Raw genomic sequence first — 25,678 nt, 5'->3', positions numbered from 1 at the left:
GGTGCGCACCCGATGCCGCCCAGGACGTTTCAAAGAGGAGATCCCTGATGCACAAGCGCATACTTCCGGCCCTGGCGCTCGGCGCCGTTGTCAGCCTCGGCCTCGCGGCCTGCGCTGGCGGGACCGCGCCTGCCGACGGCGGCGGCACCGACGGCGAGGGCAAGGAGCTCACCGTCTGGATCATGAAGGGCACCAACCCCGACTCGACCGCCTTCTACGACGCGGTGTCCGCGGCATTCGAAGAGAAGACCGGAGCGAAGGTCACCATCGAAGAGGTGCAGTGGGCAGATGCCCACGACCGTTTCGTGACGGCGATCGCCGGTGGCACCACGCCCGACATCGCCGAGACCGGCACCACCTGGACGGCTGAGTTCGCCGATGCCGGTGCGCTCGAGGCGATCGGTGAGTACGTCGACGGTGAGAAGGGGCTCCGCGATGATCTGGTCGAGGGGCTCGAGGTCGCCGGGACCTACGACGGCGAGCTCTACGGCATGCCGTGGTACGCGGGTGTCCGCTCGATCGTCTACCGCACCGACGTTTTCGAGGAGCTCGGGCTCAAGGCTCCGGAGAGCTGGGACGACATCATCGCGGCCGGCGATGTCATCAAGGCGGCGAAGCCCGAGATGCTCCCGTTCCCCGTTCCAGGTGACGCGGAGTTCGACGTGTACCCCTGGGTCTGGGGTGCCGGCGGCGAGATCGCAACGCTCAAGGGCGACACCTGGACGAGTGAACTCGACAGCAAGGAGTCGCAGGCGGGCATCGAGTTCTACACCGACCTCGCGCTGAAGCACGGCTTCTCCTCCGCCGGTGCGACCACCTGGAAGGAGACGGATCTGCGCGACGCCTTCACTCAGGGCAACGTCGCCATGATGCTCTCCGGATCGTGGACGCCGAAGGCGCTGGTCGAGGCGAACCCGGAACTCGAGGGCAAGCTGGGCGCCGCTGTCATCCCCGGCGAAGACGAGGGCATCTCGCCGTCGGTCCTCGGCGGATCGCACCTCTCGATCTTCAACACCACGGAGAACGCCGATCTCGCCTGGGAGTTCGTCAACCTGATGACGACCGGTGAGTTCGCGGAGCAGTGGGCCGCCGAGACCGGATACTTCCCGGGCGTCCAGTCCGCGATGGAAGAGGCGTTGGCCTCGACCGACCCGCTCGTCGCTCCGTTCGCGAAGCAGATGGTCGAGGGCGGAGCATCCGTCCCGGTCACTCCGAACTTCGGTGCCGTGCAGGCGAAGAAGACGACCAACGCGATGATCCAGGCGATTCTCAGCGGGCAGAAGGACGTCGCGACCGCGACGAAGGATGCCGCCGCTGAGATGACCGAACTGCTCAACCAGTAGTAGGTACCCGACGATGTCGATGGTGCAGACACCACTGCCGGCCGTGGAAGCGGAGTCATCCGTTTCCACGGCCGGCGGCCGCGCCCGCCGTGGGTTCCCCTGGGCGAAGGCCCGCCCCTGGCTCCTGCTCGCGCCCGGATTGGTCATCCTCGCGGTGCTCATGCTCTGGCCGCTCGTGCAGGTGGTCCTGTATTCGCTGCAGGACTACGGGTTGCGCGAGATCAACACCGGCGAGAACAACTGGATCGGCCTCGGCAACTACATCGAGGCGCTCACCGACTCGACGCTGTGGAGCGTCGTCCTCCCGAACACCGTCGGCTTCGCGGCCGTCGCCGTCTTCGTGACGGTCACGGTCGGAACCCTCGTCGCCCTGCTCCTCGCCCGACTGGGCATCGTGTGGCGCACCATCGTCTCGAGTTGCATCATGGTCGCGTGGGCGATGCCCGCCGTGACCGGCACCTACGTCTGGACCTTCATCTTCGATGCCGACCGGGGCATCTTCAACTCCGTTCTGCAGGATCTCGGCCTCATCGACGGATCGGTGAACTGGTTCACGAACCAGTGGTCCTTCTACGCGATCGTGCTGCTCAACGTCGTCCATCACGGGTTCCCGTTCGTGGCGATCACGGTGCTCGCCGGCCTCCTCGGCGTCTCGAAGGAGATGCTCGAAGCAGCGGCTCTCGACGGCGCCGGCGCCTGGCGGCGCTTCTGGAAGATCATCTTCCCCACGTTGAAGCCGGTGTTCTCGGTCGTCATCATCCTGTCGACGATCTGGGACTTCAAGGTCTTCGCGCAGGTGTACCTGATGCCGGGCGGCGCCGGCTCCAACAGGACCGTGCTCAATCTCGGCGTCTGGTCCTACGTCGAGTCGTTCGGCCAGAACCGTTACGGCTTCGGCGCCGCGCTCGCCGTGCTGCTGACGCTCGTGCTGATCGTGATCACCATCGTGTACATCCGCTCCCTGATGAAGGAGGACGAACTGTGAGCACCCGACGTCCACTCCTGTCGCGGATCGGAATCGGTGTCGCCATCGCGGCCGTCCTGATCTTCACGCTCTTCCCGGTGTACTGGATGGTCGCCAGCGCTTTCGACAAGAAGGCGTCGAGCGGTGGGCAGACGTTCCTGCCTCAGGAGTTCACCTTCGACAACTTCGCGTTCGTGCTCACCGAGGGCGGGTTCGGCACCTTCCTGCGCAACTCCGCCATCGTCGCGCTCGCCACCGTCCTCGTCAGCGCGCTCGTCTGCCTGCTCGCGGCGGTGGCTGTCGCCCGGTTCCGGTTCAAGCTGCGCACCACGGTGCTGATGCTGATCCTCATCGTGCAGATGGTTCCGCTGGAGGCGCTCGTCATCCCGCTGTTCCTGCAGGTGAAGAGCCTCGGACTGCTCAACAGCATCCTCGGACTGATCATCGTGTACATCGCGCTCTCGCTCGCGTTCGGGATCTGGATGCTGCGCGGATTCGTGCAGGCGGTTCCGGTCGAACTCGAGGAAGCCGCGTACATCGACGGCGCGAGCTGGTGGCGGATGTTCCGTTCGATCCTGCTGCCGCTCGTGATGCCGGGGCTCGTCGCGACGAGCGTCTTCAGCTTCATCACGGCGTGGAACGAGTTCATCTTCGCAATGACGATGCTGGGTGGCGCAGCGGATCAGTACACTGTGGCGATCGGTCTGAAGTCGTTCTTCGGACTGCACTCCAACGACTGGGGCAGCATCATGGCGGCATCCACCATCATCACGATTCCGGTGATGATCTTCTTCGTCATCGTTCAGCGCCGCCTGTCCAGCGGCATGGTCGCCGGCGCGGTGAAGGGATGAGCGACGATCTCGCCCGCCTCGCCAACGGCGTGCTCTGGCCGGGCTTCCTCGGAACGGAGGCGCCGCCGTGGCTGCTCTCCGAGCTCCGCGACGGGCTCGCCGGCGTCGTCTACTTCGGACAGAACATCAGTGATGGCCTGTCCGCGCTGAGCGCGTCGATCCAGGAGGCGAATCCGGATGCTCTGATCGGCATCGACGAGGAGGGCGGCAGCGTCACCCGGCTCGAGTCCGCGACCGGCTCGACGCTCCCCGGAGCCGCGCAGCTCGGCGCACTCGACGACCTCATCGCCACCGAGGCGACCGGGGCGGAACTCGCCCGACGTGTGCGCGCCATCGGCGGCAACGTCATCCTCGGGCCCGTCGCCGATGTCAACACCGACCCGCGCAATCCGGTCATCGGCGTGCGCTCCTTCGGTTCCGACGAGCACCTCGTCTCGCGCCACGTCGTGGCTCAGGTCGACGGCATCCAGGACGGTGCGGTCGCCGCGTGCGTCAAGCATTTCCCCGGCCACGGCGACACCCACCTCGATTCCCACCATGCGCTGCCGGAGATCGCCCTCGACATCGACGAGTTCGAACGGGTGCACCTCGAGCCGTTCCGCGCGGCGGTGGACGCCGGCGTCGATGCCGTCATGACCGCGCACATCATCGTCCCCGCATGGGGCGAGGCGCCGGCGACTCTCAACCCCCGTGTGCTCGGGATGCTCCGGGAGTGGGGCTTCCAGGGCGTGATCATCACCGATGCGCTGGACATGGCCGCCATTCGCGAGACCGTGGGGATCGGCGGCGGAGCGGCACAGGCGCTCGCCGCGGGCGCCGACCTGCTCTGCATCGGCAATCCGACGAACCCCGGTGCGGCCGCGCTGCCCGACCAGGATCGCCGTGACTTCCTCGCCGCCCGGGACGGAATCGTCGCCGCGCTCCGCGACGGCTCGCTCTCGCGGGAGCGGGTCGAAGAGGCTGCCGCGCGAGTGGCTGCGCTCGCGTCCCTGCGCCGTGCCGCTGCATCCGATCTCTCCGACGAGCCGATCGACTTCGACGCCGCGGCCGTCGTCGACCGCGCCATCGCCGTCACCGGTGGGACGCTGGTCGGAGCATCCGCCCTCGCCGTCGTGGACGCGCGGCAGCGTTCCTCGCTGGCCGTCGACAGTGCCGCAGGCTTCGTGTCCGAGGCGCTCGCCGCCGGCGACTTCCTGGTGCGGCTCGACGTCGCGAGCAGCAGCGCGGACGCGCAGCAGAGTGCGCTCGCCGACGCGGTCGCCGCCAACGGCAGGACAGTGGTGCTCGTCGATCGTCCCGATGCGGATGCCGGCCAGCGGGCGCTCGTCGAGCGGGCTGCCGTCCTCGATCCCGCCGCGGCCGTCGTCAACGTGGGGCTCGCGGCCAGGCACCCCCTGCCGTTGCCGACCGTCGAGGTCGGCGCCGCGAGCCGCCTCGGCGCCGAAGTCGCCCGCGAGAGACTGCTCGGCAGGGCGGCAGAACAGCTCATCGAGGCCGGCTGACGACGATGGGCGCCGTGGACGCTGACGTTCTCGCGCTGATCCGCCGTTCGGTCCCCCGGCTGAGTGCCGCCGAGGGGCGGGTCGCCGAAACGATCCTCGGTGACCCGACCCTTGTCGTCGACCTCGCCATCAACGACCTCGCCAAGCTCTGCAGGACCTCGCTGTCGACGGTCGCCCGTTTCGCGCAGTCGCTGGGCTTCAGCGGTTATCGCGAGCTGCGGGTCGCCGTCGCTCGCGCTGTCACCCTTGCTCAGGCGCAGCAGGCGCGCTTCAGCCTCGACAACACCGCGATCGATCAGGACGACGAGCCTTCGGTGGTCGCGGCGAAGATCGCGGCGCAGGAGATCGACGCGATCGAGAAGACCGCGCTCGGCCTCGACGGGCCGACGCTCGATCGTGTCGCTCGTGCCGTCGTCGCCGCACGTCATATCGACATCCTCGGCCAGGCCGCATCGTCACTCACCGCTCAGGATCTGCAGCAGAAGCTCGTGCGCATCGGGTGTTCGGCTTCGCATTCGCCGGATCCGCACCTGGCGTTGACCACGGCATCGCTGCGCACGAAGGACGATGTCGTGATCGCCGTCTCTCACGGCGGCGAGACGGCCGAGACGGTGTGTGCTTTCGAGGTCGCGCGTGATGCGGGGGCTCTCGCGGTCGCGATCACGAGCGTGAACGACTCGACGCTGGCCCTCGCGGCCGACGTCGTGCTGCTGACGCACGCCAGCGAGTCGCCCTTCCGGATGGCGGCGATGTCGAGTCGGATCGCGCAGCTGGCCCTGGTCGACATCCTTTTCGTGCGCGTCGTGCAGCACCGCGGCGAACCCGTCGCCATCCCTTTGCAGCTCACCCGCGATGCCGCGCTCGGCCGCCCTGTACCCGGTCGTTGAGCGAGGGCGCGCAGAGACCGAGACGAGACGCGCCCATCCGGCGAGCGATGTCGGAGACCGCGCGTATGTTGCGCGCCATGGGATACGTCTACATCCTTCGCTGCTCTGACGGGACGCTTTACGTGGGGAGCACCCGTGACCTCGGATTGCGCCTCGTGCAGCACCAGGAGGGGATGGGCAGCGCCTACACGCGGCGTCGGCTTCCCGTGGAGTTGATCTGGAGTGCGGACTTCGCCCGTATCGATGAGGCCTTCGCATGGGAGAAGCGACTGCAGGGCTGGAGCCACGCGAAGAGGATGGCCTTCATCGAGGGTGGCTTGGATGCTGTGATCGGTTGGAGCGTCCGAAACCGCACCGCCGGTCGTTGAGCGAGGGAGCGCCAGCGATCGCGTTGGGTCCCTCCCCACGGTCGTTGAGCGAGGGAGCGCAGCGACCGAGACGAAACGTGCCTGTCTGGCGTTCGACGCAAGATCTCTGCGTTTCGTCTCGCTTCGCTCGCTCAACGACCGACGGAGCGAATAACGCCGTCAGTCGACGTGGTCGCGGGTGCTCGCGAGCGCCCTGGTGGCGATCCGGTGAGCGCGCGCCAGGCTCCCGGAGAGCGACAGCCCGGTGAGGACCCCGGCCAGGAAACCGGCGGCGAAGGCGTCGCCGGCACCGACGGTCTCGACCACATTCGCTTCGAGCGCGTCGCTCTGGACGCGCTCCGCGCCGTCGAAAGCGGTCGCCCCGGTCGGGCAGGTGACGACGAGATAGCGCGGTTCGGGGAACAGGTCGCGCAGGCGCTGCGGATCGGCCGTGCCGAAAACGGCTTCGGCGTCTGGCCGGGTGCAGAACACGGCGTCGGCACGGCCGGCGTAGTCGGCCAGCAGCGCCTTGGCCTCGTCTTCTCGGCCTCGCCAGAGCGCCGGGCGCCAGTTCACGTCGAAGCTGAGCAGGCGGCCAGCCGGGCGATCCGCGAAAAGCGCATCCTGTGCGGCCTTCGCGCCAGGAGACAGTGCCGGAGTGATCCCGGAGGTGTGCACCAGCGCCGCCTCGCTCAGCAGTGTGGATGCCGGTGGCCTGGCGAGTGTCGACGGTGACATCGCGGCGGCCGCCGACCCGGAGCGGTAGTAATGCATCCGGCTCTCCACCGCGCCGACGGGGAGCGGAGTGAGCTCCTTCACGTACAGCCCGGTGGGTGCGTCCGGATCGATCTCGACGGCGGAGTCGTCGACGCCGTGACGGCGCAGTTCCCCGGTGAGGAACCGGCCGAAGCCGTCATCGCCGACCCGGGAGACGACAGCGGTGCGAATTCCGGCCGAGGCCAGGGCGATGGCGGCGTTCCATTCGGCTCCGGCGAGCGAGCGGTGGAAGGTCCGGCATTCCTCGAGCGGCGCTGCGACGGCGGGGACCAGTGCGACCAGACCTTCGCCGACGCAGACGGCGAGGGGAGCGGAGTCGAGCACGTTGTGGACACTACCGGATCGTCGGGGAGCCGAAGCAGCCGATACCGGATTGCAACCTGTTTGTACTTGGTAACTGGATCGCGGCTGGGTAGCGTCAAAGGATCACCGTGCCGGATGCGACGACGCATCGGGCACGCGCATCGAAGCGCCCACATAGGGAAGGTCACCACCATGCACCACACACCCATGCGCCGGCGAGGGCTCCTCGCCGTCAGCGGCGCGGCACTCGCCGCGCTCGTCCTGGCTGGTTGCGTCGCCAGCGATCGCGGAGACGGCGGCTCGGAGACGGCGAAGGACGTCGACAGCACGTTCGTCTTCGCAGCATCCTCCGACCCGGCCAGCCTCGACCCCGCTTTCGCTCAGGACGGCGAGACCTTCCGCGTCTCCCGCCAGATGTTCGAAGGCCTCGTCGGCACCGAGCCGGGAACCGCAGACCCGGCGCCGCTGCTCGCAGAGAAGTGGGAGTCGGCTGAGGACGGCATGTCCCACACCTTCACACTGAAGGAGGACGTGACCTTCCATGACGGCACGCCGTTCAACGCAGAGGCCGTCTGCTTCAACTTCGACCGCTGGTTCAACTGGACCGGTCTCGCCGCGAGCGAGGCACTGGGCTACTACTACAACAAGCTGTTCCACGGCTACGCCTCGGACCCGGCCAACGCGGTCTACAAGTCCTGCACGCCGGACGGCGACAACAAGGTGACGATCGAGCTCAACAAGCCGTTCGCCGGGTTCATCCCCTCCCTCTCGCTTCCCGCGTTCGGGATGCAGAGCCCTTCCGCGCTTCAGGAGTTCGCCGCAGATGAGGTCGGCGGAACCGCCGAGGCTCCTGTGCTCTCCGAGTACGCCACTGCGCACCCGGTCGGCACCGGCCCGTTCCAGTTCGAAGAGTGGGCTCCGGGCGAGCAGGTCTCGCTCAAGGCCTTCCCCGACTACTGGGGCGACAAGGGACAGATCGAGCAGATCATCTTCCGCACGATCGATGACCCGACCGCACGCCGGCAGGCGCTCGAAGCCGGCGACATCGACGGCTACGACCTGGTCGGCCCTGCCGACAGCAAGGCCCTCGAGGACGACGGCTTCCACATGGAGTCGCGTCCGCCGTTCACGGTCCTCTACCTCGCGTTCAACCAGGTCGTTCCGGAGCTGCAGGACATCCGTGTTCGCCAGGCGCTCTCGTACGCCGTCGACAAGGATGCCCTGATCAAGCAGGTGCTCCCTGATGGCACGGAGAAGGCGACGCAGTTCGTTCCGCCGGTCGTCAACGGCTACAACGAAGGCGTCACCACCTACGAGTACGACCCGGAGAAGGCGAAGGCTCTGCTCGAGGAAGCGGGCTTCACGGCAGACAACCCGCTGACGCTGACCTTCAACTACCCGGTCAACGTCTCGCGCCCGTACATGCCGGACCCCGAGCAGATCTACACGGTGCTCGCATCGCAGCTGGCTGAGGTCGGCGTGAAGGTGAACCCGGTCACGGATGCCTGGAACCCGGACTACCTCGAGAAGATCACCGCTGGTTCCGACCACGGCATCCACCTCCTCGGCTGGACCGGCGACTACAACGACACCGACAACTTCGTCGGCGTGTTCTTCGGTCAGAAGTCCGCGGAGTGGGGCTTCGACAACCCGGAGCTCTTCCAGAAGCTCACTGAGGCGCGGGGAGTCTCGAGCCTCGAAGAGCAGACGCCGCTCTACGAGGAGATCAACGAGGATGTCGCGCAGTTCATCCCCGGTGTCCCGATCGCGCACCCGGCTCCGACGCTCGCGTTCGACTCGCGTGTGAAGAGCTACCCGGCCAGCCCGGTGAACGACGAGGTCTTCACGGACATCGTCCTCACGAAGTAAGCCTGACCGACTGAGTAGTCGGATCCCGGTCCCCGCCCACGGCGAGGACCGGGATCCGGCAACCCACCCGATCGACGGAGATCTCCGTGCTGCGCACTATCGGCAGGCGACTGCTGCTTCTCATTCCCACGCTCATCGGTTTGAGCATCCTTCTGTTCGCCTGGGTCCGCGCGCTCCCCGGCGGCCCCGCCATCGCCCTCCTCGGCGAGAAGGCGACCCCTGAGGCCATCGAGCGCGTCAACGAGCTCTACGGCTTCAATCGACCGCTCCTCGAGCAGTACTTCATCTGGATGGGGCGACTCCTCCAGGGTGACTTCGGCTCATCGATCGTCACGTCCCGCCCCGTCGTCGAAGAGTTCTTCCGGCGGTTCCCCGCGACTCTCGAGCTGAGCGTGATGGCGCTGATCTTCGCGATCGGCGTCGGTATTCCGCTCGGCTACTGGGCCGCCCGTCGCCACGGGAAGCTCACCGATCACGCCTCGGTGGTTCTGAGCCTGATCGGAATCACCATTCCGGTGTTCTTCCTGGCCTTCATCCTGAAGTACATCTTCGCGGTGGAGCTGGGCTGGCTGCCGTCCGACGGCAGACAGGACGCGCGGATCGACGCCACGCATCCGACCGGCTTCTACGTCTGGGACGGCATCATCACCGGCGAATTCGACGCGTCATGGGATGCGATCGTGCATCTCATCCTGCCGGCGCTCGCGCTCGGAACGATCCCGCTCGCGATCATCGTGCGCATCACCAGAGCGAGCGTGCTCGAGGTGCAGAACGCCGACTACGTCCGTACCGGTCGCGCGAAGGGCGTCGCCGGCTCGACGCTGCGCAACCGATTCATCCTGCGCAACGCGATGCTCCCGGTGATCACGACGATCGGTCTGCAGACCGGACTGCTGATCTCGGGCGCGGTGCTCACCGAGACGGTGTTCGCTTTCCCCGGTATCGGGTCGTTCCTCGCCAGAGCGATCTTCGCCAGGGACTTCCCCGTCCTCCAGGGGTTCATCATCTTCATCGCGATCGCCTACGCGCTGATCAATCTCGCCGTCGACGTCTCATACAGCTTCATCGATCCGAGAGTGAGGGTGCAGTGATGCTCCTTCCGACAGCTCCGAAAACCGCTCGCACGACCGCTCGAAAGGAGTCCGCCTCATGAGCGTCGCACTCCCTCCCGCACAGGGCGGCGGGGTCATCGACACGGTGGCCATCGCCCAGGCCGGCCTCAACGAAGGGCCCGGCGGTTTCTGGCGAGACGTCTTCCGACGGCTCCGCCGCAACCCCACCGCATGGGTCGGCGCCGCGATCGTGCTGCTGTTCCTGCTGGTCGCGGGCTTGGCGCCCCTGTTGGCGCCCTACCCGGAGACGGCACTGCCCGGTGCGAAATTCATCACGCCGACGCACATCCCGGGGCCGGGCGAGCTCGCCCAGTTCCCGCTGGGACTCGATCGCTTCGGCGGCGACGTGCTCTCCAAGCTCATCTGGGGCGCTCAGGCGTCGCTCCTGGTGGGAGTCATCTCCACGGCGCTCGGCCTCGCCGGCGGCATGCTGCTCGGCCTCCTCGCCGGTACTTTCGGCGGCTGGGTCGACACGCTCATCATGCGCTTCGTCGACATCATCCTCTCGGTGCCGAACCTGCTGCTCGCGGTGTCCATCGCCGCGATCCTCGGGCAGACCCCGTTCGCGGTGATGATCGCGATCGGTGCGTCGAACGTGCCGATCTTCGCGCGTCTGCTGCGCGCGTCGATGCTGCAGCAGCGCTCAGCCGACTACGTGCTCTCGGCCCAGACGCTCGGTCTCGGGCGCGGCCAGATCACGATGTCGCACGTGCTGCCGAACGCGATCGGACCGGTGATCGTGCAGGGAACACTGACTCTCGCGACCGCAGTCATCGACGCCGCGGCGCTGTCGTTCCTCGGCCTCGGCGGCGGTCGCCCCGAGACGGCGGAGTGGGGGCGGATGCTGACCTACGCGCAGTCGGAACTGGCGATCGCGCCGCAGCTGGCGTTCCTTCCCGGTATCTGCATCGCGATCACGGCGCTCGGCTTCACGTTGTTCGGTGAGGCGTTGCGCGAGGCCATGGACCCGAGGACGAGGGCGCGATGAGCGCCTCGAAGGAGAATCAGATGTCAGGCGCTCCGCTGCTTTCCGTGGAAGGCCTCGCGGTGGACTTCTCGACCATGGACGGGGTCGTCCATGCGGTCGAGGCCGTCGACCTGGAGATCGCCGCCGGTGAGACCGTCGCGATCGTGGGGGAGTCCGGTTCCGGCAAATCCACAACGGCGATGGCGATCATCGGTCTGCTGGCCGGTGGCGGACGGGTCGCTGCGGGCAGCATCCGCCTCGATGGACGCGAGATCGCGCACGCCTCCGAGCACGAGCTGCGCATGATCCGCGGCCGCGACATCGGTCTCGTGCCGCAGGATCCGATGTCGAACCTCAACCCGGTGGCGAAGATCGGTACCCAGGTCGCCGAGACCCTGCTCGCGCACGGGCTGGCGAACCGCCAGAACGTGCAGGAGAAGGTCGTCGAGGCGCTCACCGCCGCCGGCCTGCCCAATCCGGAAGCGCGGGCCAAGCAGTACCCGCACGAGTTCTCCGGCGGCATGCGTCAGCGCGCGCTGATCGCGATCGGACTCGCCTGCAAGCCGCGGTTGCTCATCGCCGACGAACCGACGAGCGCCCTCGACGTCACCGTGCAGCAGACGATCCTCGATCAGATCGGCGCGATGACGCGCGAGCTGGGCACGGCCGTGCTGCTCATCACGCACGACCTCGGTCTCGCCGCGGAGCGTGCCGAGCGGGTCATCGTCATGCACCGCGGCAAGGTCGTCGAGCAGGGGCCTGCACGGCAGATCCTGGAGGCTCCGCAGCATCCTTACACCCAGTCGCTCGTCGCCGCGGCTCCGTCCGTCGCCGCTGCGCGCCTGCGTCCGGAGGCGTTCCGGGTCGAGGAGCGCGCGGAGGCCGAGGTCACCGACGAGGCGAAGCCCGCCGACAACATCGTCGAGATCGAGAACCTGACGAAGGTGTATCCGGTGCGCGGTCGCCACGAGGACTTCGTCGCCGTCAACGACGTGTCGCTCTCGATCCCGCGCGGCGAGACGGTCGCGATCGTCGGGGAGTCGGGGTCGGGGAAGACCACCACCGCGCGGATGCTGCTGAAGCTCATCGAGCCCACCAGCGGCCTGATCCGATACGAGGGTCAGGACATCTCGTCGCTGAGCAAAGCGGAGGCCAAGAACTTCCGGCAGAAGGTGCAGCCGATCTTCCAGGACCCCTACTCGAGCCTGAACCCGATGTTCACCATCGAGCGGCTGATCGGGGAGCCCCTGGACTTCTACAAGCGAGGAAGCAGCGCCGATCGCCGCAAGCGTGTGCGGCAGCTCCTCGACGACGTCGCCCTGCCCCAGTCGATGCTTCGTCGCTACCCCTCCGAGCTGTCCGGCGGTCAGCGGCAGCGCGTCGCGATCGCGAGGGCGCTGGCGCTGTCGCCGGAACTGATCGTGTGCGACGAGCCGGTCTCTGCGCTGGACGTGCTCGTGCAGGATCAGGTGCTCAAGCTCCTGCGCGACCTGCAGTCGGAGTACGGATTGTCGTACCTGTTCATCTCGCACGACCTCGCGGTGGTGCGACTGATCAGTGACTATGTGTGCGTGATGAAGGACGGGGCACTCGTCGAGGCGGCATCCTCCGAGGAGATCTTCACGAACCCCCGCGATCCGTACACGCGCCGCCTGCTGGCATCCATCCCCGGCAACGAACTGAACATCGCATCCTGACCGTTTTCCCCCGCGCGCAGAGGTCTTGTGCGTCGCGGGGGAGAGGACTAGCTTCACTCTCGTGCGACATCGTCGCGCCCGAGTCGCCGTGGGCGACGACCCGGTGTTTCCTCTGGGGTTAGGGAAGACCATGAAGAAGATGATGTGGGGGTGTGCGCTCGCGCTGGGCCTGGTGCTCGGCAGCGGCGGCACCGCGATGGCCGGCGAGTACAACGGACAGGGCGGTGACGTCCGCGGCGGCGACGGAGCGCACTCCGCCTGCCACTACTCCGGGCGGGATCTGCCGGACGGCGTTGAGGGCAACCCGTTCCCGTTCCTCGACGATGACGCGGTCACCGGCGGGGAGGTCCAGTCCTACGGGATGTACGTGCGTGCAGACATGAAGGGAGCGGTGCCGAGCCCGGGCGAGGCGTGCCGCGGCAACGTCCCGCACGAGGAGTAGCAGTCGAAGAAGGTGGATGCGGATGCTTTTACCGCAGCATCCGTAATTGGTCAAGGATTGAACTTGCCATGTCGTGGATTCGTACGTATAGTTGGTAGTTGCGCTCGTTTCTCCCTGCCCTCATATGGTGGTCGGCAGAAGTTGAGCATTCGGGCGCGCAACCCCACCTGACGACAAAGGAATCAGAAGCCCTGCGGGGCTCACGGAGGTTATTCCCTTGGCTGCTGCTCGCAACGCATCCACATCCACCACCACTAAGAACGGACGCGGAGCTTCCCGTCTTTCGTTCGCCAAGATCTCCGACACCCTGACGGTCCCAGACCTTCTGGCTCTGCAGACCGAGTCCTTCGGTTGGCTCGTCGGCAATGACGACTGGAAGGCCCGCGTGGCCGAGGCCAAGAAGGCCGGCCGCAACGACGTCAACGAGATCTCGGGTCTCGGCGAGATCTTCGAGGAGATCTCCCCGATCGAGGACCTCGGCGAGACGATGCAGCTGTCGTTCACGAACCCGTACCTCGAGCCGGAGAAGTACTCGATCGAGGAGTGCAAGGAGCGTGGCAAGACCTACGCCGCTCCGCTGTACGTCGAGGCCGAGTTCATGAACCACCTCACCGGTGAGATCAAGACCCAGACGGTCTTCATGGGCGACTTCCCGCTGCAGACCGGCAAGGGCACGTTCATCATCAACGGTTCCGAGCGCGTCGTCGTGTCGCAGCTCGTGCGTTCGCCTGGTGTCTACTTCGACAAGACCCCGGACAAGACGTCCGACAAGGACATCGTCTCCGCTCGCGTCATCCCGAGCCGTGGTGCATGGCTCGAGTTCGAGATCGACAAGCGCGACCAGGTCGGCGTGCGCATCGACCGCAAGCGCAAGCAGTCGGTCACGGTGTTCCTCAAGGCGCTGGGTATGACCAGCGAGGAGATCCTCGTCGAGTTCGCCGGCTTCCCCTCCATCGAGGAGACCCTGGCGAAGGACACCATCGTCACGAAGGAAGATGCCCTCCGCGACATCTACCGCAAGCTGCGTCCGGGCGAGCAGGTCGCCGCCGAGGCTGCCCGCGCTCTGCTGGACAACTTCTACTTCAACCCGAAGCGCTACGACCTCGCGAAGGTCGGTCGTTACAAGATCAACCAGAAGCTGGGTCTGGAAGCACCGCTCTCCGCCTCCGTGCTGACGGTCCAGGACATCGTCGAGACGATCAAGTACCTCGTGCGCATCCACGCCGGTGTCGAGACGTTCGAAGGGATCCGCGCCGGTAAGAAGGCCGAGATCCGTCTGGCCACCGACGACATCGACAACTTCGGCAACCGTCGCATCCGCGCGGTCGGCGAGCTGATCCAGAACCAGGTCCGCACCGGTCTGTCCCGCATGGAGCGCGTCGTCCGCGAGCGCATGACCACGCAGGACATCGAGGCGATCACCCCGCAGACCCTGATCAACGTGCGCCCCGTCGTCGCCGCGATCAAGGAGTTCTTCGGAACGTCTCAGCTGTCGCAGTTCATGGACCAGAACAACCCGCTCGCGGGTCTGACCAACAAGCGCCGCCTGTCCGCGCTCGGCCCCGGTGGCCTGAGCCGTGACCGCGCAGGCGTCGAGGTCCGTGACGTCCACCCGTCCCACTACGGCCGCATGTGCCCGATCGAGACCCCGGAAGGCCCGAACATCGGCCTGATCGGTGCGCTCGCGACGTTCGCGCGCATCAACTCCTTCGGCTTCATCGAGACGCCGTACCGCCGGGTCGTCGACGGTCAGGTCACTGACGAGATCGACTACCTCACGGCATCCGAGGAGAGCGACTTCATCGTCGCTCAGGCCAACGCTCCGCTGAAGAAGGACGGGCACTTCCGCGAGGACCGCGTCCTCGCCCGCCGTCCCGGCGGCGAGGTCGACCTGTTCCACCCGGAAGAGGTCGGCTACATGGACGTCTCGCCGCGCCAGATGGTGTCGGTCGCGACCTCGCTGGTGCCGTTCCTCGAGCACGACGACGCACAGCGCGCCCTCATGGGTGCCAACATGCAGCGTCAGGCTGTGCCGCTGCTGCGCAGCGACTCGCCGCTGGTCGGAACCGGTATGGAGGGCTACACCGCCATCGATGCCGGTGACGTGATCACCGCCGAGAAGGCCGGTGTCGTCACCGAGGTCTCCGCAGACCGCGTCGTCCTCATGCTCGACGAGGGTGGCACCAAGGAGTACTACCTGCGCAAGTTCGACCGCTCCAACCAGGGCACGTCGTACAACCAGAAGGTCGTCGTCTCGGCCGGTGAGCGTGTCGAGGTCGGCGAGGTCATCGCCGACGGCCCTGCCACCGAGAACGGCGAGCTCGCGCTCGGTAAGAACCTCCTCGTGGCGTTCATGACCTGGGAAGGCTACAACTTCGAGGATGCGATCATCCTCAGCCAGGACCTCGTCAAGGACGACACCCTCTCCTCGATCCACATCGAGGAGTACGAGGTCGACGCCCGCGACACGAAGCTCGGCAAGGAGGAGATCACCCGTGACCTCCCCAACGTCAGCCCGGAGCTCCTGAAGGATCTCGACGAGCGCGGCATCATCCGCATCGGCGCCGAGGTTCGCCCCGGCGACATCCTCGTCGGCAAGGTCACGCCGAAGGGCGAGACCGAGCTGTCGGCCGAGGAGCGCCTGCTCCGCGCGATCTTCAACGAGAAGAGCCGCGAGGTTCGCGACACGTCGCTGAAGGTTCCGCACGGCGAGCAGGGCACGATCATCGCCGTCAAGGAGTTCAACGCCGAAGACGGTGACGACGAGCTCGGCTCCGGCGTCAACCGCCGCGTCGTGGTCTACATCGCCCAGAAGCGCAAGATCACCGAGGGCGACAAGCTCGCCGGCCGTCACGGCAACAAGGGCGTCATCGCGAAGATCCTCCCGATCGAGGACATGCCGTTCCTCGCGGACGGAACTCCGGTCGACATCGTCCTGAACCCGCTCGGCATCCCGGGTCGAATGAACTTCGGCCAGGTGCTGGAGACCCACCTCGGGTGGATCGCCAAGCAGGGCTGGAAGGTCGAGGGCAACCCCGAGTGGGCAACCAAGCTGCCGAAGGATGCCTTCGAGGCAGCCCCCGGCACTAAGGTCGCCACCCCGGTGTTCGACGGCGCGAGCGAGGAGGAGATCGCAGGTCTCCTCGACGTGACGCTGAAGACGCGTGACGGTGTGCGCCTGGTCGACTCGACCGGCAAGACGCAGCTGTTCGACGGCCGCTCCGGCGAGCCGTTCCCGGCGCCGATCTCGGTGGGCTACATGTACATCCTGAAGCTCCACCACCTGGTCGACGACAAGATCCACGCACGCTCCACGGGTCCGTACTCGATGATCACCCAGCAGCCGCTCGGTGGTAAGGCGCAGTTCGGTGGTCAGCGCTTCGGTGAGATGGAAGTGTGGGCCCTCGAGGCCTACGGTGCCGCTTACGCGCTGCAGGAGCTCCTCACGATCAAGTCCGACGACATCCTCGGCCGCGTCAAGGTGTACGAGGCGATCGTCAAGGGCGAGAACATCCAGGAGCCCGGCATCCCGGAATCGTTCAAGGTGCTCATGAAGGAGATGCAGTCGCTCTGCCTGAACGTCGAGGTTCTCTCGGCCGACGGCACGCTCGTCAACCTCCGCGACACCGACGACGAGGCCTTCCGCGCAGCAGAAGAGCTCGGGATCAACATCTCCAGCCGCTTCGAGGCTGCCTCGATCGACGAGATCTAATCCTTTGGCGGCTCAGGGATCTGATTCCCTGAGCCGCCGAAGCCAGACTTCTCAAAAAGAATTTCCGACACAGGAGAACTAGTGCTCGAGTCAAACACTTTCGATGAGCTTCGCATCGGCCTGGCCACTGCCGACCACATCCGTGCGTGGTCGTACGGCGAGGTCAAGAAGCCTGAGACCATCAACTACCGCACACTGAAGCCGGAGAAGGACGGCCTCTTCGGTGAGCAGATCTTCGGACCCTCCCGCGACTGGGAGTGCGCCTGCGGCAAGTACAAGCGTGTCCGCTTCAAGGGCATCGTCTGCGAGCGCTGCGGCGTGGAGGTCACCAAGAGCTCCGTCCGTCGTGAGCGCATGGGCCACATCGAGCTCGCCGCCCCTGTCACGCACATCTGGTACTTCAAGGGTGTCCCCTCGCGTCTCGGCTACCTGCTCGACATGGCGCCGAAGGACCTCGAGAAGGTCATCTACTTCGCCGCGTACATGGTCATCTCGGTCGACGAGGACGCTCGTCACCGCGACCTCGGCACGCAGGAGAACAACATCCGCCTCGAGCTGAAGACGCTCGGTGATCGTCGCGACGCGAAGATCGCTGAGCGCCTGGCTCGCCTCGAGGAGGAGCTCGCTTCTCTCGAGGCCGAGGGTGCCAAGGCCGACGCGAAGAAGAAGGTCAAGGACGCCGCCGAGAAGGAGATGTCGCTCATCCGCAAGGGTGCAGACGAACAGATCGCCAAGCTCGAGCGCGTGTGGGAAGACTTCCGCACGCTCGAGGTCGGTGCGCTCCGCCCGGAGGACGACGTCTTCCACGAGCTGCAGGACCGCTTCGGTCAGTACTTCGAGGCCTACATGGGCGCCGAGTCGATCCAGCGTCGCCTCGCGGCATTCGACCTGAAGGCCGAAGCAGAGAACCTGCACCTGCAGATCTCTGAGGGCAAGGGCCAGCGCAAGATCCGCGCGATCAAGCGTCTGAAGGTCGTCAACTCGTTCCTGGAGACCGGCATGAGCCCGGCCGCCATGGTGCTCGACGTCGTCCCGGTGATCCCGCCGGAGCTGCGTCCGATGGTGCAGCTCGACGGTGGCCGCTTCGCGACCTCCGACCTCAACGACCTGTACCGCCGCGTGATCAACCGCAACAACCGTCTTCGTCGTCTGATCGACCTCGGTGCCCCCGAGATCATCGTCAACAACGAGAAGCGGATGCTGCAGGAGGCCGTCGACGCTCTGTTCGACAACGGTCGCCGTGGTCGCCCGGTCACCGGTACCGGAAACCGCGCCCTGAAGTCGCTCAGCGACATGCTCAAGGGCAAGCAGGGTCGTTTCCGTCAGAACCTGCTCGGCAAGCGCGTCGACTACTCCGGCCGTTCGGTCATCGTCGTCGGCCCGCAGCTGAAGCTGCACCAGTGCGGTCTGCCCAAGCAGATGGCTCTGGAGCTCTTCAAGCCGTTCGTGATCAAGCGCCTGATCGACCTCGGTCACTCGCAGAACATCAAGGCCGCCAAGCGTGCCGTCGAGCGCACCCGTCCCGAGGTCTGGGACGTGCTCGAGGAGATCATCCGCGAGCGTCCGGTGCTTCTGAACCGTGCGCCCACGCTGCACCGTCTCGGCATCCAGGCGTTCGAGCCGCAGCTCGTCGAGGGCAAGGCCATCCAGCTCCACCCGCTCGTCTGCGCGGCGTTCAACGCCGACTTCGACGGTGACCAGATGGCTGTGCACCTGCCGCTTTCGGTCGAGGCTCAGGCCGAGGCCCGCGTGCTGATGCTCGCATCGAACAACATCCTGAAGCCGTCTGACGGCCGCCCGGTGACCCTTCCTTCGCAGGACATGATCATCGGTCTGCACCACCTGACGACGGTCAAGGCCGGCGCCAAGGGTGAAGGTCGCGCGTTCGGCTCGGTCTCCGAGGCGATCCTGGCGAAGGACGAGGGCACCCTCGACCTGCAGGCCAAGGCTCGCATCCGCATCCACGGCCTGACGTTCCTCGAGGGCGAAGCTCCCGAGGGCTACGAGCGCCACGGCCTCGTCGACGCGTCGCTGGGTCAGGCGATCTTCAACGACACTCTCCCGAAGGGCTACCCGTTCGTCCGCGAGCAGGCAGACAAGGGCAAGCTGTCGCAGATCGTCAACAAGCTGGCCGAGGAGTACCCCAAGACCGAGACGGCTGCGACGCTGGACCGCATCAAGGACGCCGGTTTCTACTGGGCAACGCGCTCCGGTGTGACCGTCGCCCTCAGCGACATCCTCACCCCGCCGAACAAGGCGGAGATCGTCGCCGGCTACGAGAAGCAGGCCGCGAAGGTCCAGTCCCAGTACGAGAAGGGTCTCACCACGGACTCTGAGCGTCGCCAGGAACTCATCAAGATCTGGACCGAAGCGACCGACGAGGTGCAGGCCGCGATGAAGGCCTACTTCCCCGAGGACAACACCATCAACCGCATGGTGACCTCTGGTGCTCGTGGTAACTGGCTGCAGATCCGGAACATCGCCGGTATGCGAGGCCTGGTGAACAACCCGAAGGGTGAGATCATCCCTCGCCCGATCATCTCCTCGTACCGCGAGGGGCTGTCGGTTGCCGAGTACTTCATCGCGACGCACGGTACCCGTAAGGGTCTGGCCGACACCGCTCTGCGTACCGCCGACTCGGGTTACCTGACCCGTCGTCTGGTGGATGTCTCGCAGGACGTCATCATCCGCGAAGAGGACTGCGGCACGTCGAAGGGCCTCGAGCTCCCGATCGCCGCTCCGAACTCGCAGGGCGAGCTCGTGCGCGATGCGAACGTCGAGAACTCGGTGTTCGCTCGTACCCTGGCCTCCGACGTGGTCGACAGCAAGGGCGAGATCCTCGCCTCTGCACATGACGACGTGGGCGACGTGCTCATCGACAAGCTCGTCGGACTCGGCGTGGAGAGCATCAAGGTCCGCTCCGTGCTGACCTGCGACTCCGCCGTCGGTGTCTGCGCGCAGTGCTACGGCCGTTCGCTGGCGACGGGCAAGACCGTCGACATCGGCGAGGCCGTCGGCATCATCGCGGCGCAGTCGATCGGTGAGCCCGGTACCCAGCTGACGATGCGTACGTTCCACACCGGTGGTTCGGCATCGGCAGATGACATCACCCAGGGTCTGCCCCGTGTGCAGGAGCTCTTCGAGGCTCGTACGCCGAAGGCGGCTTCCCCGATCGCCGAGGCCGATGGCCGCATCACGATCGACGAGACCGACAAGGCCAAGAAGGTCATCCTCACGCCCGACAACGGCGACGAGGCAGTGGTCTACCCGGTGCTGAAGCGTGCGACGCTTCTCGTCGAGGACGGCCAGCACGTCACCGTCGGTCAGCCGATCCTCGTCGGCACGCTCGACCCCAAGGAGGTCATGCGTGTCATGGGCGCCCGTGAGGTTCAGCGTTACCTCGTCGGCGGCGTGCAGGGCGTTTACCGCTCGCAGGGTGTGCCGATCCACGACAAGCACATCGAGGTCATCGTTCGTCAGATGCTCCGCAAGGTCACCGTCGTCGATCACGCCGACACGACCCTGCTTCCGGGTGAGATGGTCGACCTCAAGCGCTACCAGGCGATCAACCGCGAGGCTGTCGCCGAGGGCAAGCGCCCGGCGTCGGGTCGTCCGGAGCTGATGGGTATCACGAAGGCGTCGCTCGCGACCGAGTCGTGGCTGTCGGCCGCATCCTTCCAGGAGACGACCCGCGTGCTCACGCAGGCCGCCATGGAGGGCAAGCGCGACCCGCTGGTCGGTCTCAAGGAGAACGTCATCATCGGAAAGCTCATCCCCGCGGGAACCGGACTTGCGAAGTACCGCAACGTCACGGTCGAGGCGACGGAAGAAGCCAAGAGCGAGCGCTACCCGAACCGGATCTTCGCATCCGACGGCGCGTACGCGGACGGCGACTTCGGCTACGTCGACTTCGACGCGTTCTCGACGGACGACATCACCCCCGGTACGTATAACTGAGGTGTGACTGAGTGAAAGAAGGCCCCGGGGTTCGCCCCGGGGCCTTCTTCGTGTCATCGCGCTTGTCGCCGATCGAGCGGCCCGCCATACTCATCGTGTGACGGGACGATACGACGCTGATCCGGCGATCCTCAGAGACCTTCTCGCCCCACTTGGCGAGGTGGAGACCCTTGAGAGTCTCGGTGGCGGACTCTTCGCCACCGCGGTGTGCGCGACGTTCGCTGACGGTTCGCGATCGGTCGTCAAGATGGTGGCGGCCGACACCGGCCGGATGAGCACCTATGAGAAGGGGATCCTCGGCACCGAGGCACGCATCTTCGGCATGCTCGCCGGCAGCGGGGTGCCCGTGCCTCGGGTGCAGCTGACCGACTTCACGCGCACCCGGCTCGCGGCCGACGTGGTGGTGACCGAGCATCTGCCTGGTGCGGTCTGGAACGACCTCTCTCTCGATGACGACGCGCAGCACGCTCTGCGGCGGGAACTGGGTGCGGTCATGGCATCCGCCCATCGGGTCACGGCACCGTACTTCGGGTATCCAGCGCCCGAATCCGGACTCTCCGGCGCGACGTGGCGGGAGGCGTTCGGGCGGATGGTCGATGCGGTGCTGGCAGACGGCGAGCACTGGGACGTGGCGCTGCCGGGAGACCGCGTCCGCGCGGCAATGGCAGCCCATGCGACGCAGCTGGACGAGGTGGTCTCGCCAGCCGTCGTGCACGCGGATCTGTGGGCGGGCAACGTCTTCGTCGATGAGGGCGCGCTGCGCATCGTCGGAATCATCGACACCGAACGGACGGTATGGGCGGATCCGCTGCTCGATCTGGCCGGCGCCGAGCAGTTCTCCGCGGCTCCGCCGGATCCGGACATCCTCGCCGGCGATGCCGCCGCCGGGGGTGTCCTGACAGACCTCCTCGCGACCGAGGCCGGGCAGGCTCGACTGCAGCTGTGCCGGATGTACTACTCCCTCCTGCTCGTCACCGAGGTGACGATTCGCGCGTACGAGGGCGAGTACGCGATCTGGTGCGAGACCACGGCGCGAGCCAACCTCGACGTGGCGCTGGACCGACTCGGCTGCTGAGAGCGCCGGCATCGGGCGCTTCGATCGCCGTGTGACCAACGCCTGCGGTGGTGAATGAATCGTGCCGTGGTACGACGCGGCCGGTACCAGCGGCGGATGGCAGGAGAAGCCGGACACGGTTTGCTGAGAGAGATCGTTGCTCCACTGCGGCCAGGGCCCGGGAGCGCGACGTCTCTGCTCCGGTCGTACCGAACGAAACTCACCACACACATGACATTCCTCACGCGCGCCAGCCTCGCGAACCGTGCCATCGTCTGCCTGATCACGGTCGCCGTCGCGGTCTTCGGCCTCTTCGCGATGACATCGCTCCGCCAGGAGCTGATGCCGTCGATCAAGCAGCCGGGAGCGTACATCTCGGTGGATTCCAGTGGGCTCGCACCGGACCAGATGGTTCAGCTCGCCACGGAGCCCGTCGAGGACGCTCTGAAGGGCGTGAACGGACTCACGTCGATCAGCTCGACGACGCAGACCGGCAGCGCGCAGGTCGCGGTCACGTGGCCGTTCGAGCTCGACGCCGACGAGACTCTTCGTGCGATCAAGGCAGCCGTCGACTCGGTGAAGTCCGCGCTGCCGAAGGATTCCGGTGTGGTCGTGCAGTCGGGATCGGCAGCCGACCTGCCGGCGATGGTCCTCAGCGCCGGTTCGACGAAAGACCCCAACACCTTCGCAGACGCGCTCGAACAGAGCATCCTGCCCAAGATCCGCGCGGTGACGGGCGTGCGCGAAGCCACGCTGCAGGGCCGTGAGTCGCAGCAGCTAGAGATCTCACTCCGACCGGCAGACGTGGAGCGTCTGAAGGTCGATCCCGCTGTGGTCCTGGCCACACTGCAGAGCAACGTCGCTGTGCTGTCCGCGGGGCAGGTCGGCACCGACGCGGGCGAAGTTGCCGTGAACGTCGGCCCGGGCGTCGAGAGCGTCGAAGCCATCGGCGCGCTCCCGGTCCAGGTGCAGGACAGCGTCGTCCAGATCCAGGACTTCGCGGATGTCGCCCTGAAGCCCGAACCGGTGGGTTCCATCTCCCGGGTGAATGGGAAGGACGCGCTCACGATCCAGGTCCTGCCCGCCGCCGGTGCGAACGCGGTCGAGATCTCTCACGGGGTGACCGCGATCCTCGACGAGGCCGCTGCCTCGCTGGACGCCGAATTCGTTCCGATCTTCGACCAGGCGCCGTACATCGAGCAGTCGATCGAGGACCTCTCGACGGAGGGCGGCCTCGGCCTCCTGTTCGCGGTCATCATCATCTTCGCGTTCCTGCGGTCCTGGCGTTCGACCGTCATCGCGGCGGTCTCGATTCCGCTCTCGCTTCTGATCACGATGGTCGGACTGCTCTGGTCGAACAACACCCTCAACATCTTCACGCTCGCCGCGCTCACCATCGCGATCGGACGCGTCGTGGATGACTCGATCGTCGTCATCGAGAACATCAACCGGCACGCGGAGAGACGCGTGCCCACGGCGGCGGATATCGTCGCCTCGGTCAAACAGGTGGCAGGCGCGATCATCGCCTCGACGGCCACGACGATCGCCGTGTTCCTGCCGATCGCCTTCGTATCCGGCGTCACAGGGCAGTTGTTCCGGCCGTTCTCGATCACGGTGACGATCGCGTTGGCCGCTTCGCTGGTGGTCGCATTGACCGTCGTTCCTGTCCTGGCGTACCTCTTCCTGCGGCCGCGGGCGCTGCGACGTGCGGCGGCCCAGCAGACAGAAGGGGAGCCGGTCGCGGAGACCGAGACGGTGACGGATGCCGGCGAGTTCGCCCGAGCCGAGATGAGCGCCCCTGAAGACCGCCTGCAGCGTACCTTCATGTCGTTCCTCGGCGCGACGCATCGACGGCCCGTCATCACGCTCGCCGGCTCGACCGTCGTGCTCCTCGGGACCTTCTTCCTCGCGACGCAGATTCCGACGGACTTCCTCGGAGAATCCGGCCAGCAGAGCATCACGGTGACGCAGAAGCCCGGTGAGGCCGCAGACGTGGAGGCGCGCCTCGAAGCGGCCGAACCGGTCGAGCGCGCGCTTCAGGGCGTCACGGGGGTCGAGAGCGTGCGATCGACGATCCCCGGAGGTGCGACGAGTGCAGGGGAGGAGAACGTCAACACCTTCGAGGTCACACTCGAGAAGGGTGCGAAGGCGGCGGCCGTGCAGGTCGCCATCGACAAGAAGCTCGCCACGCTCGGAAACCCGAAGCAGTTCGACGTGCTGACCGCCGATTCGAGTGGAGCGGGAGGCGGCATCGAACTGCGCGTGATCGGAAACGATCCGAAGGCGCTGGCGGCCGCGAGCGAGTCTCTGGTCACCGCTCTCGAGGATGCGCGGGGCGTGCAGAAGGCCACCAGCGACATCAGCGGTGAGCAGCCGATCGTGCAGGTCTCCGTCGATCCCCTGAAGGCGGCGGCGCTCGGCTTCGACCAGCAGCAGATCGCCACCGCGATCGCGGCCGCGCTGAACGGAACTCCGGCGGGCAGCGTGGTCCTGGATGGGGAGGAGCGGGATATCGTCATCCGCACCGCCTCCGTCAGCGGCGGCGTGGACGCGGTGGCCGGCATGGTGCTCCCCATCACGCCGAAGCAGACCTCCGACGCGCAGAAGGCGGCGGCCGATCAGCTCGAGGCCGAGCAGAAGCAGAAGGCGCAGGAGCAGAAGGAGGAGGCGGAACGCGAGCTGAACCAGCAGATCGACGACACGGCCTCGCAGCGATCCGACCTCCGTGACCAGCTCGGCATCCTGCGGTCCCAGCTCGCGCAGTTGGAGGCATCCGCTCCCGCCGTGCCTGCACCGAATACACCGGAGGAGCAGGCGGCGATCGACGCGGAGCGCGAGCGGCAGGAGCAGATCGCGGCGATGGTGTCCGCGATCGAGCAGACGCAGGCCGGCATCGAGTCCGCAGACGCGCAGCTCGAGCAGCTTCGTGAGAGCCAGACGGAGTCTGCCGCGCAGCAGGCAGAGGCCGACCGGATGGCGCAGGCGCAGAAGGCGGCGAGCGAGATCCGCGGCACCGCCGTGCGGGTCGGTGACGTCGCGACCGTGACCGAAGCGAAGACCGCTCCGTCGATCTCACGCATCGACGGCGAACGCGTCGTCTCGATCTCGGTCACGCCGAAGAGCGGCCAGCTCGATGCGGCGACCAGTGCCGTCGATGCGGCGACGGCGAAGGTCGAGCTTCCGGCCGGCGTGCGCTACGAGGTGGGCGGAGTCGCCGCCGAGCAGGATGACGCGTTCGGGCAGCTCGGCCTTGCGATGCTCGCTGCGATCGCGCTCGTGCTGCTGGTCATGGTGATGACCTTCCGCAACCTGCGTCAGCCGACGATCCTGCTGATCGCTGTGCCCTTCGCGGCCACCGGAGCGATACTCGCCCTCCTGTTCACGGGGACGCCCCTCGGCCTGCCTGCCCTCATCGGGCTCCTGATGCTGATCGGCATCGTGGTGACGAATGCCATCGTGCTGCTCGACCTGGTGAACAAGCTGAGGGCCGGAGGCGCCGATCTCGACGAGGCGGTGTATCACGGAACCCGCCTGCGCTTGCGGCCGATCCTGATGACAGCGACGGCGACGATCTTCGCCCTGTTGCCGATGTCGCTGGGGATCACCGGCGGCGGGGTGTTCATCTCGAGGCCGCTCGCCGTCGTCGTCATCGGCGGGCTGATCAGCTCGACGCTCCTGACGCTGATGCTCGTGCCGATCCTGTATCTGCTCCTCGAACGCGCACGTGATCGCCGGATCGCCAAGCGCGAGGAACGACGGATGCAGCGCGAAAGCAAGCGACTCGGGACCGACGAGCCGGACGACGGCGACGGCGAGCTCGTGCTCGTGCTCGGCGGTGACGATGAGGCCACGCCTCGCGGCTGACGCCGGACGGCTGACACCGTACGGCTGACC

Annotated in this window: 16 protein-coding genes; 15 read left to right on the top strand and 1 reads right to left on the bottom strand. The window is 66.6% G+C overall.

Annotated features, from left to right (window positions below):
* The first annotated feature begins 47 nt into the window (after positions 1 to 47).
* From MRBLWO13_RS00675 to MRBLWO13_RS00650, 6 genes are all read left to right on the top strand, one after another.
* Positions 48 to 1,343 carry a sugar ABC transporter substrate-binding protein gene (locus tag MRBLWO13_RS00675; protein WP_341975831.1) on the top strand — a complete coding sequence of 432 codons (1,296 nt, stop codon included), beginning with the start codon at positions 48 to 50 and terminating at the stop codon, positions 1,341 to 1,343.
* Positions 1,344 to 1,356: 13 nt separating this feature from the next.
* Complete coding sequence (locus MRBLWO13_RS00670; protein WP_341975830.1) at positions 1,357 to 2,328, top strand: sugar ABC transporter permease; 972 nt, start codon at positions 1,357 to 1,359, stop codon at positions 2,326 to 2,328.
* Entirely contained in the window at positions 2,325 to 3,158 is an 834-nt protein-coding gene (locus MRBLWO13_RS00665) for a carbohydrate ABC transporter permease (protein ID WP_341975829.1), read from the top strand. The genes MRBLWO13_RS00670 and MRBLWO13_RS00665 overlap by 4 nt, the downstream gene beginning before the upstream one ends.
* Entirely contained in the window at positions 3,155 to 4,660 is a 1,506-nt protein-coding gene (locus tag MRBLWO13_RS00660) for a glycoside hydrolase family 3 N-terminal domain-containing protein (RefSeq protein WP_341975828.1), read from the top strand. Before MRBLWO13_RS00665 ends, MRBLWO13_RS00660 begins: the two co-directional genes overlap by 4 nt.
* Positions 4,661 to 4,674: 14 nt before the next feature.
* On the top strand, positions 4,675 to 5,547 hold the full coding sequence (locus MRBLWO13_RS00655; protein ID WP_341975827.1) for a MurR/RpiR family transcriptional regulator: 873 nt from the start codon (positions 4,675 to 4,677) through the stop codon (positions 5,545 to 5,547).
* Positions 5,548 to 5,624: 77 nt separating this feature from the next.
* Complete coding sequence (locus MRBLWO13_RS00650; RefSeq protein WP_341975826.1) at positions 5,625 to 5,915, top strand: GIY-YIG nuclease family protein; 291 nt, start codon at positions 5,625 to 5,627, stop codon at positions 5,913 to 5,915.
* 159 nt (positions 5,916 to 6,074) lie between these two features.
* On the opposite strand, the gene MRBLWO13_RS00645 is transcribed toward MRBLWO13_RS00650, so the two are convergent.
* A complete protein-coding gene (locus MRBLWO13_RS00645) occupies positions 6,075 to 6,995 on the bottom strand; it encodes a sugar kinase (RefSeq protein ID WP_341975825.1) in 921 nt (306 codons plus the stop codon).
* A 171-nt stretch (positions 6,996 to 7,166) separates the two neighbouring features.
* Between MRBLWO13_RS00645 and MRBLWO13_RS00640 the strand changes: the two genes are divergently transcribed.
* From MRBLWO13_RS00640 to MRBLWO13_RS00600, 9 genes are all read left to right on the top strand, one after another.
* Positions 7,167 to 8,843 carry an ABC transporter substrate-binding protein gene (locus tag MRBLWO13_RS00640; protein WP_341975824.1) on the top strand — a complete coding sequence of 559 codons (1,677 nt, stop codon included), beginning with the start codon at positions 7,167 to 7,169 and terminating at the stop codon, positions 8,841 to 8,843.
* 86 nt (positions 8,844 to 8,929) lie between these two features.
* Positions 8,930 to 9,934: an ABC transporter permease gene (locus tag MRBLWO13_RS00635; RefSeq protein ID WP_341975823.1), complete on the top strand. Its 1,005-nt coding sequence runs from the start codon at positions 8,930 to 8,932 to the stop codon at positions 9,932 to 9,934.
* A gap of 58 nt (positions 9,935 to 9,992) precedes the next feature.
* The gene (locus MRBLWO13_RS00630) at positions 9,993 to 10,943 is read left to right on the top strand and encodes an ABC transporter permease (RefSeq protein WP_341975822.1); all 951 of its coding nucleotides are present in this window, start codon (positions 9,993 to 9,995) and stop codon (positions 10,941 to 10,943) included.
* A gap of 20 nt (positions 10,944 to 10,963) precedes the next feature.
* Positions 10,964 to 12,619: an ABC transporter ATP-binding protein gene (locus MRBLWO13_RS00625; protein ID WP_341975821.1), complete on the top strand. Its 1,656-nt coding sequence runs from the start codon at positions 10,964 to 10,966 to the stop codon at positions 12,617 to 12,619.
* A gap of 130 nt (positions 12,620 to 12,749) precedes the next feature.
* Positions 12,750 to 13,061 (top strand): hypothetical protein, encoded by a 312-nt coding sequence (locus MRBLWO13_RS00620; protein WP_341975820.1) that lies wholly within the window; start codon positions 12,750 to 12,752, stop codon positions 13,059 to 13,061.
* A gap of 217 nt (positions 13,062 to 13,278) precedes the next feature.
* Entirely contained in the window at positions 13,279 to 16,773 is a 3,495-nt protein-coding gene (locus MRBLWO13_RS00615) for a DNA-directed RNA polymerase subunit beta (RefSeq protein ID WP_341975819.1), read from the top strand.
* An 81-nt stretch (positions 16,774 to 16,854) separates the two neighbouring features.
* Positions 16,855 to 20,730, top strand: a complete 3,876-nt coding sequence (gene rpoC, locus MRBLWO13_RS00610) for a DNA-directed RNA polymerase subunit beta' (RefSeq protein ID WP_341975818.1) — start codon at positions 16,855 to 16,857, stop codon at positions 20,728 to 20,730.
* 97 nt (positions 20,731 to 20,827) lie between these two features.
* Complete coding sequence (locus MRBLWO13_RS00605) at positions 20,828 to 21,805, top strand: phosphotransferase (RefSeq protein WP_341975817.1); 978 nt, start codon at positions 20,828 to 20,830, stop codon at positions 21,803 to 21,805.
* 210 nt (positions 21,806 to 22,015) lie between these two features.
* Complete coding sequence (locus MRBLWO13_RS00600) at positions 22,016 to 25,648, top strand: efflux RND transporter permease subunit (protein ID WP_341975816.1); 3,633 nt, start codon at positions 22,016 to 22,018, stop codon at positions 25,646 to 25,648.
* Positions 25,649 to 25,678 lie beyond the last annotated feature (30 nt).

Source organism: Microbacterium sp. LWO13-1.2, from assembly GCF_038397725.1.
In the GTDB taxonomy this organism is placed as follows: domain Bacteria; phylum Actinomycetota; class Actinomycetes; order Actinomycetales; family Microbacteriaceae; genus Microbacterium.
Note: the sequence above shows the minus strand (reverse complement) of the source record. Positions and strands in the feature narration are given on the sequence as shown.

What these genes read in the sequence shown, in the direction of transcription:
- MRBLWO13_RS00675 (WP_341975831.1), top strand. Translation starts at nt 48, where the DNA reads ATGCACAAGCGCATACTTCCGGCCCTGGCGCTCGGCGCCGTTGTCAGC.
- MRBLWO13_RS00670 (WP_341975830.1), top strand. Translation starts at nt 1,357, where the DNA reads ATGTCGATGGTGCAGACACCACTGCCGGCCGTGGAAGCGGAGTCATCC.
- MRBLWO13_RS00660 (WP_341975828.1), top strand. Translation starts at nt 3,155, where the DNA reads ATGAGCGACGATCTCGCCCGCCTCGCCAACGGCGTGCTCTGGCCGGGC.
- MRBLWO13_RS00650 (WP_341975826.1), top strand. Translation starts at nt 5,625, where the DNA reads ATGGGATACGTCTACATCCTTCGCTGCTCTGACGGGACGCTTTACGTG.
- MRBLWO13_RS00640 (WP_341975824.1), top strand. Translation starts at nt 7,167, where the DNA reads ATGCACCACACACCCATGCGCCGGCGAGGGCTCCTCGCCGTCAGCGGC.
- MRBLWO13_RS00630 (WP_341975822.1), top strand. Translation starts at nt 9,993, where the DNA reads ATGAGCGTCGCACTCCCTCCCGCACAGGGCGGCGGGGTCATCGACACG.
- MRBLWO13_RS00625 (WP_341975821.1), top strand. Translation starts at nt 10,964, where the DNA reads ATGTCAGGCGCTCCGCTGCTTTCCGTGGAAGGCCTCGCGGTGGACTTC.
- MRBLWO13_RS00620 (WP_341975820.1), top strand. Translation starts at nt 12,750, where the DNA reads ATGAAGAAGATGATGTGGGGGTGTGCGCTCGCGCTGGGCCTGGTGCTC.
- MRBLWO13_RS00600 (WP_341975816.1), top strand. Translation starts at nt 22,016, where the DNA reads ATGACATTCCTCACGCGCGCCAGCCTCGCGAACCGTGCCATCGTCTGC.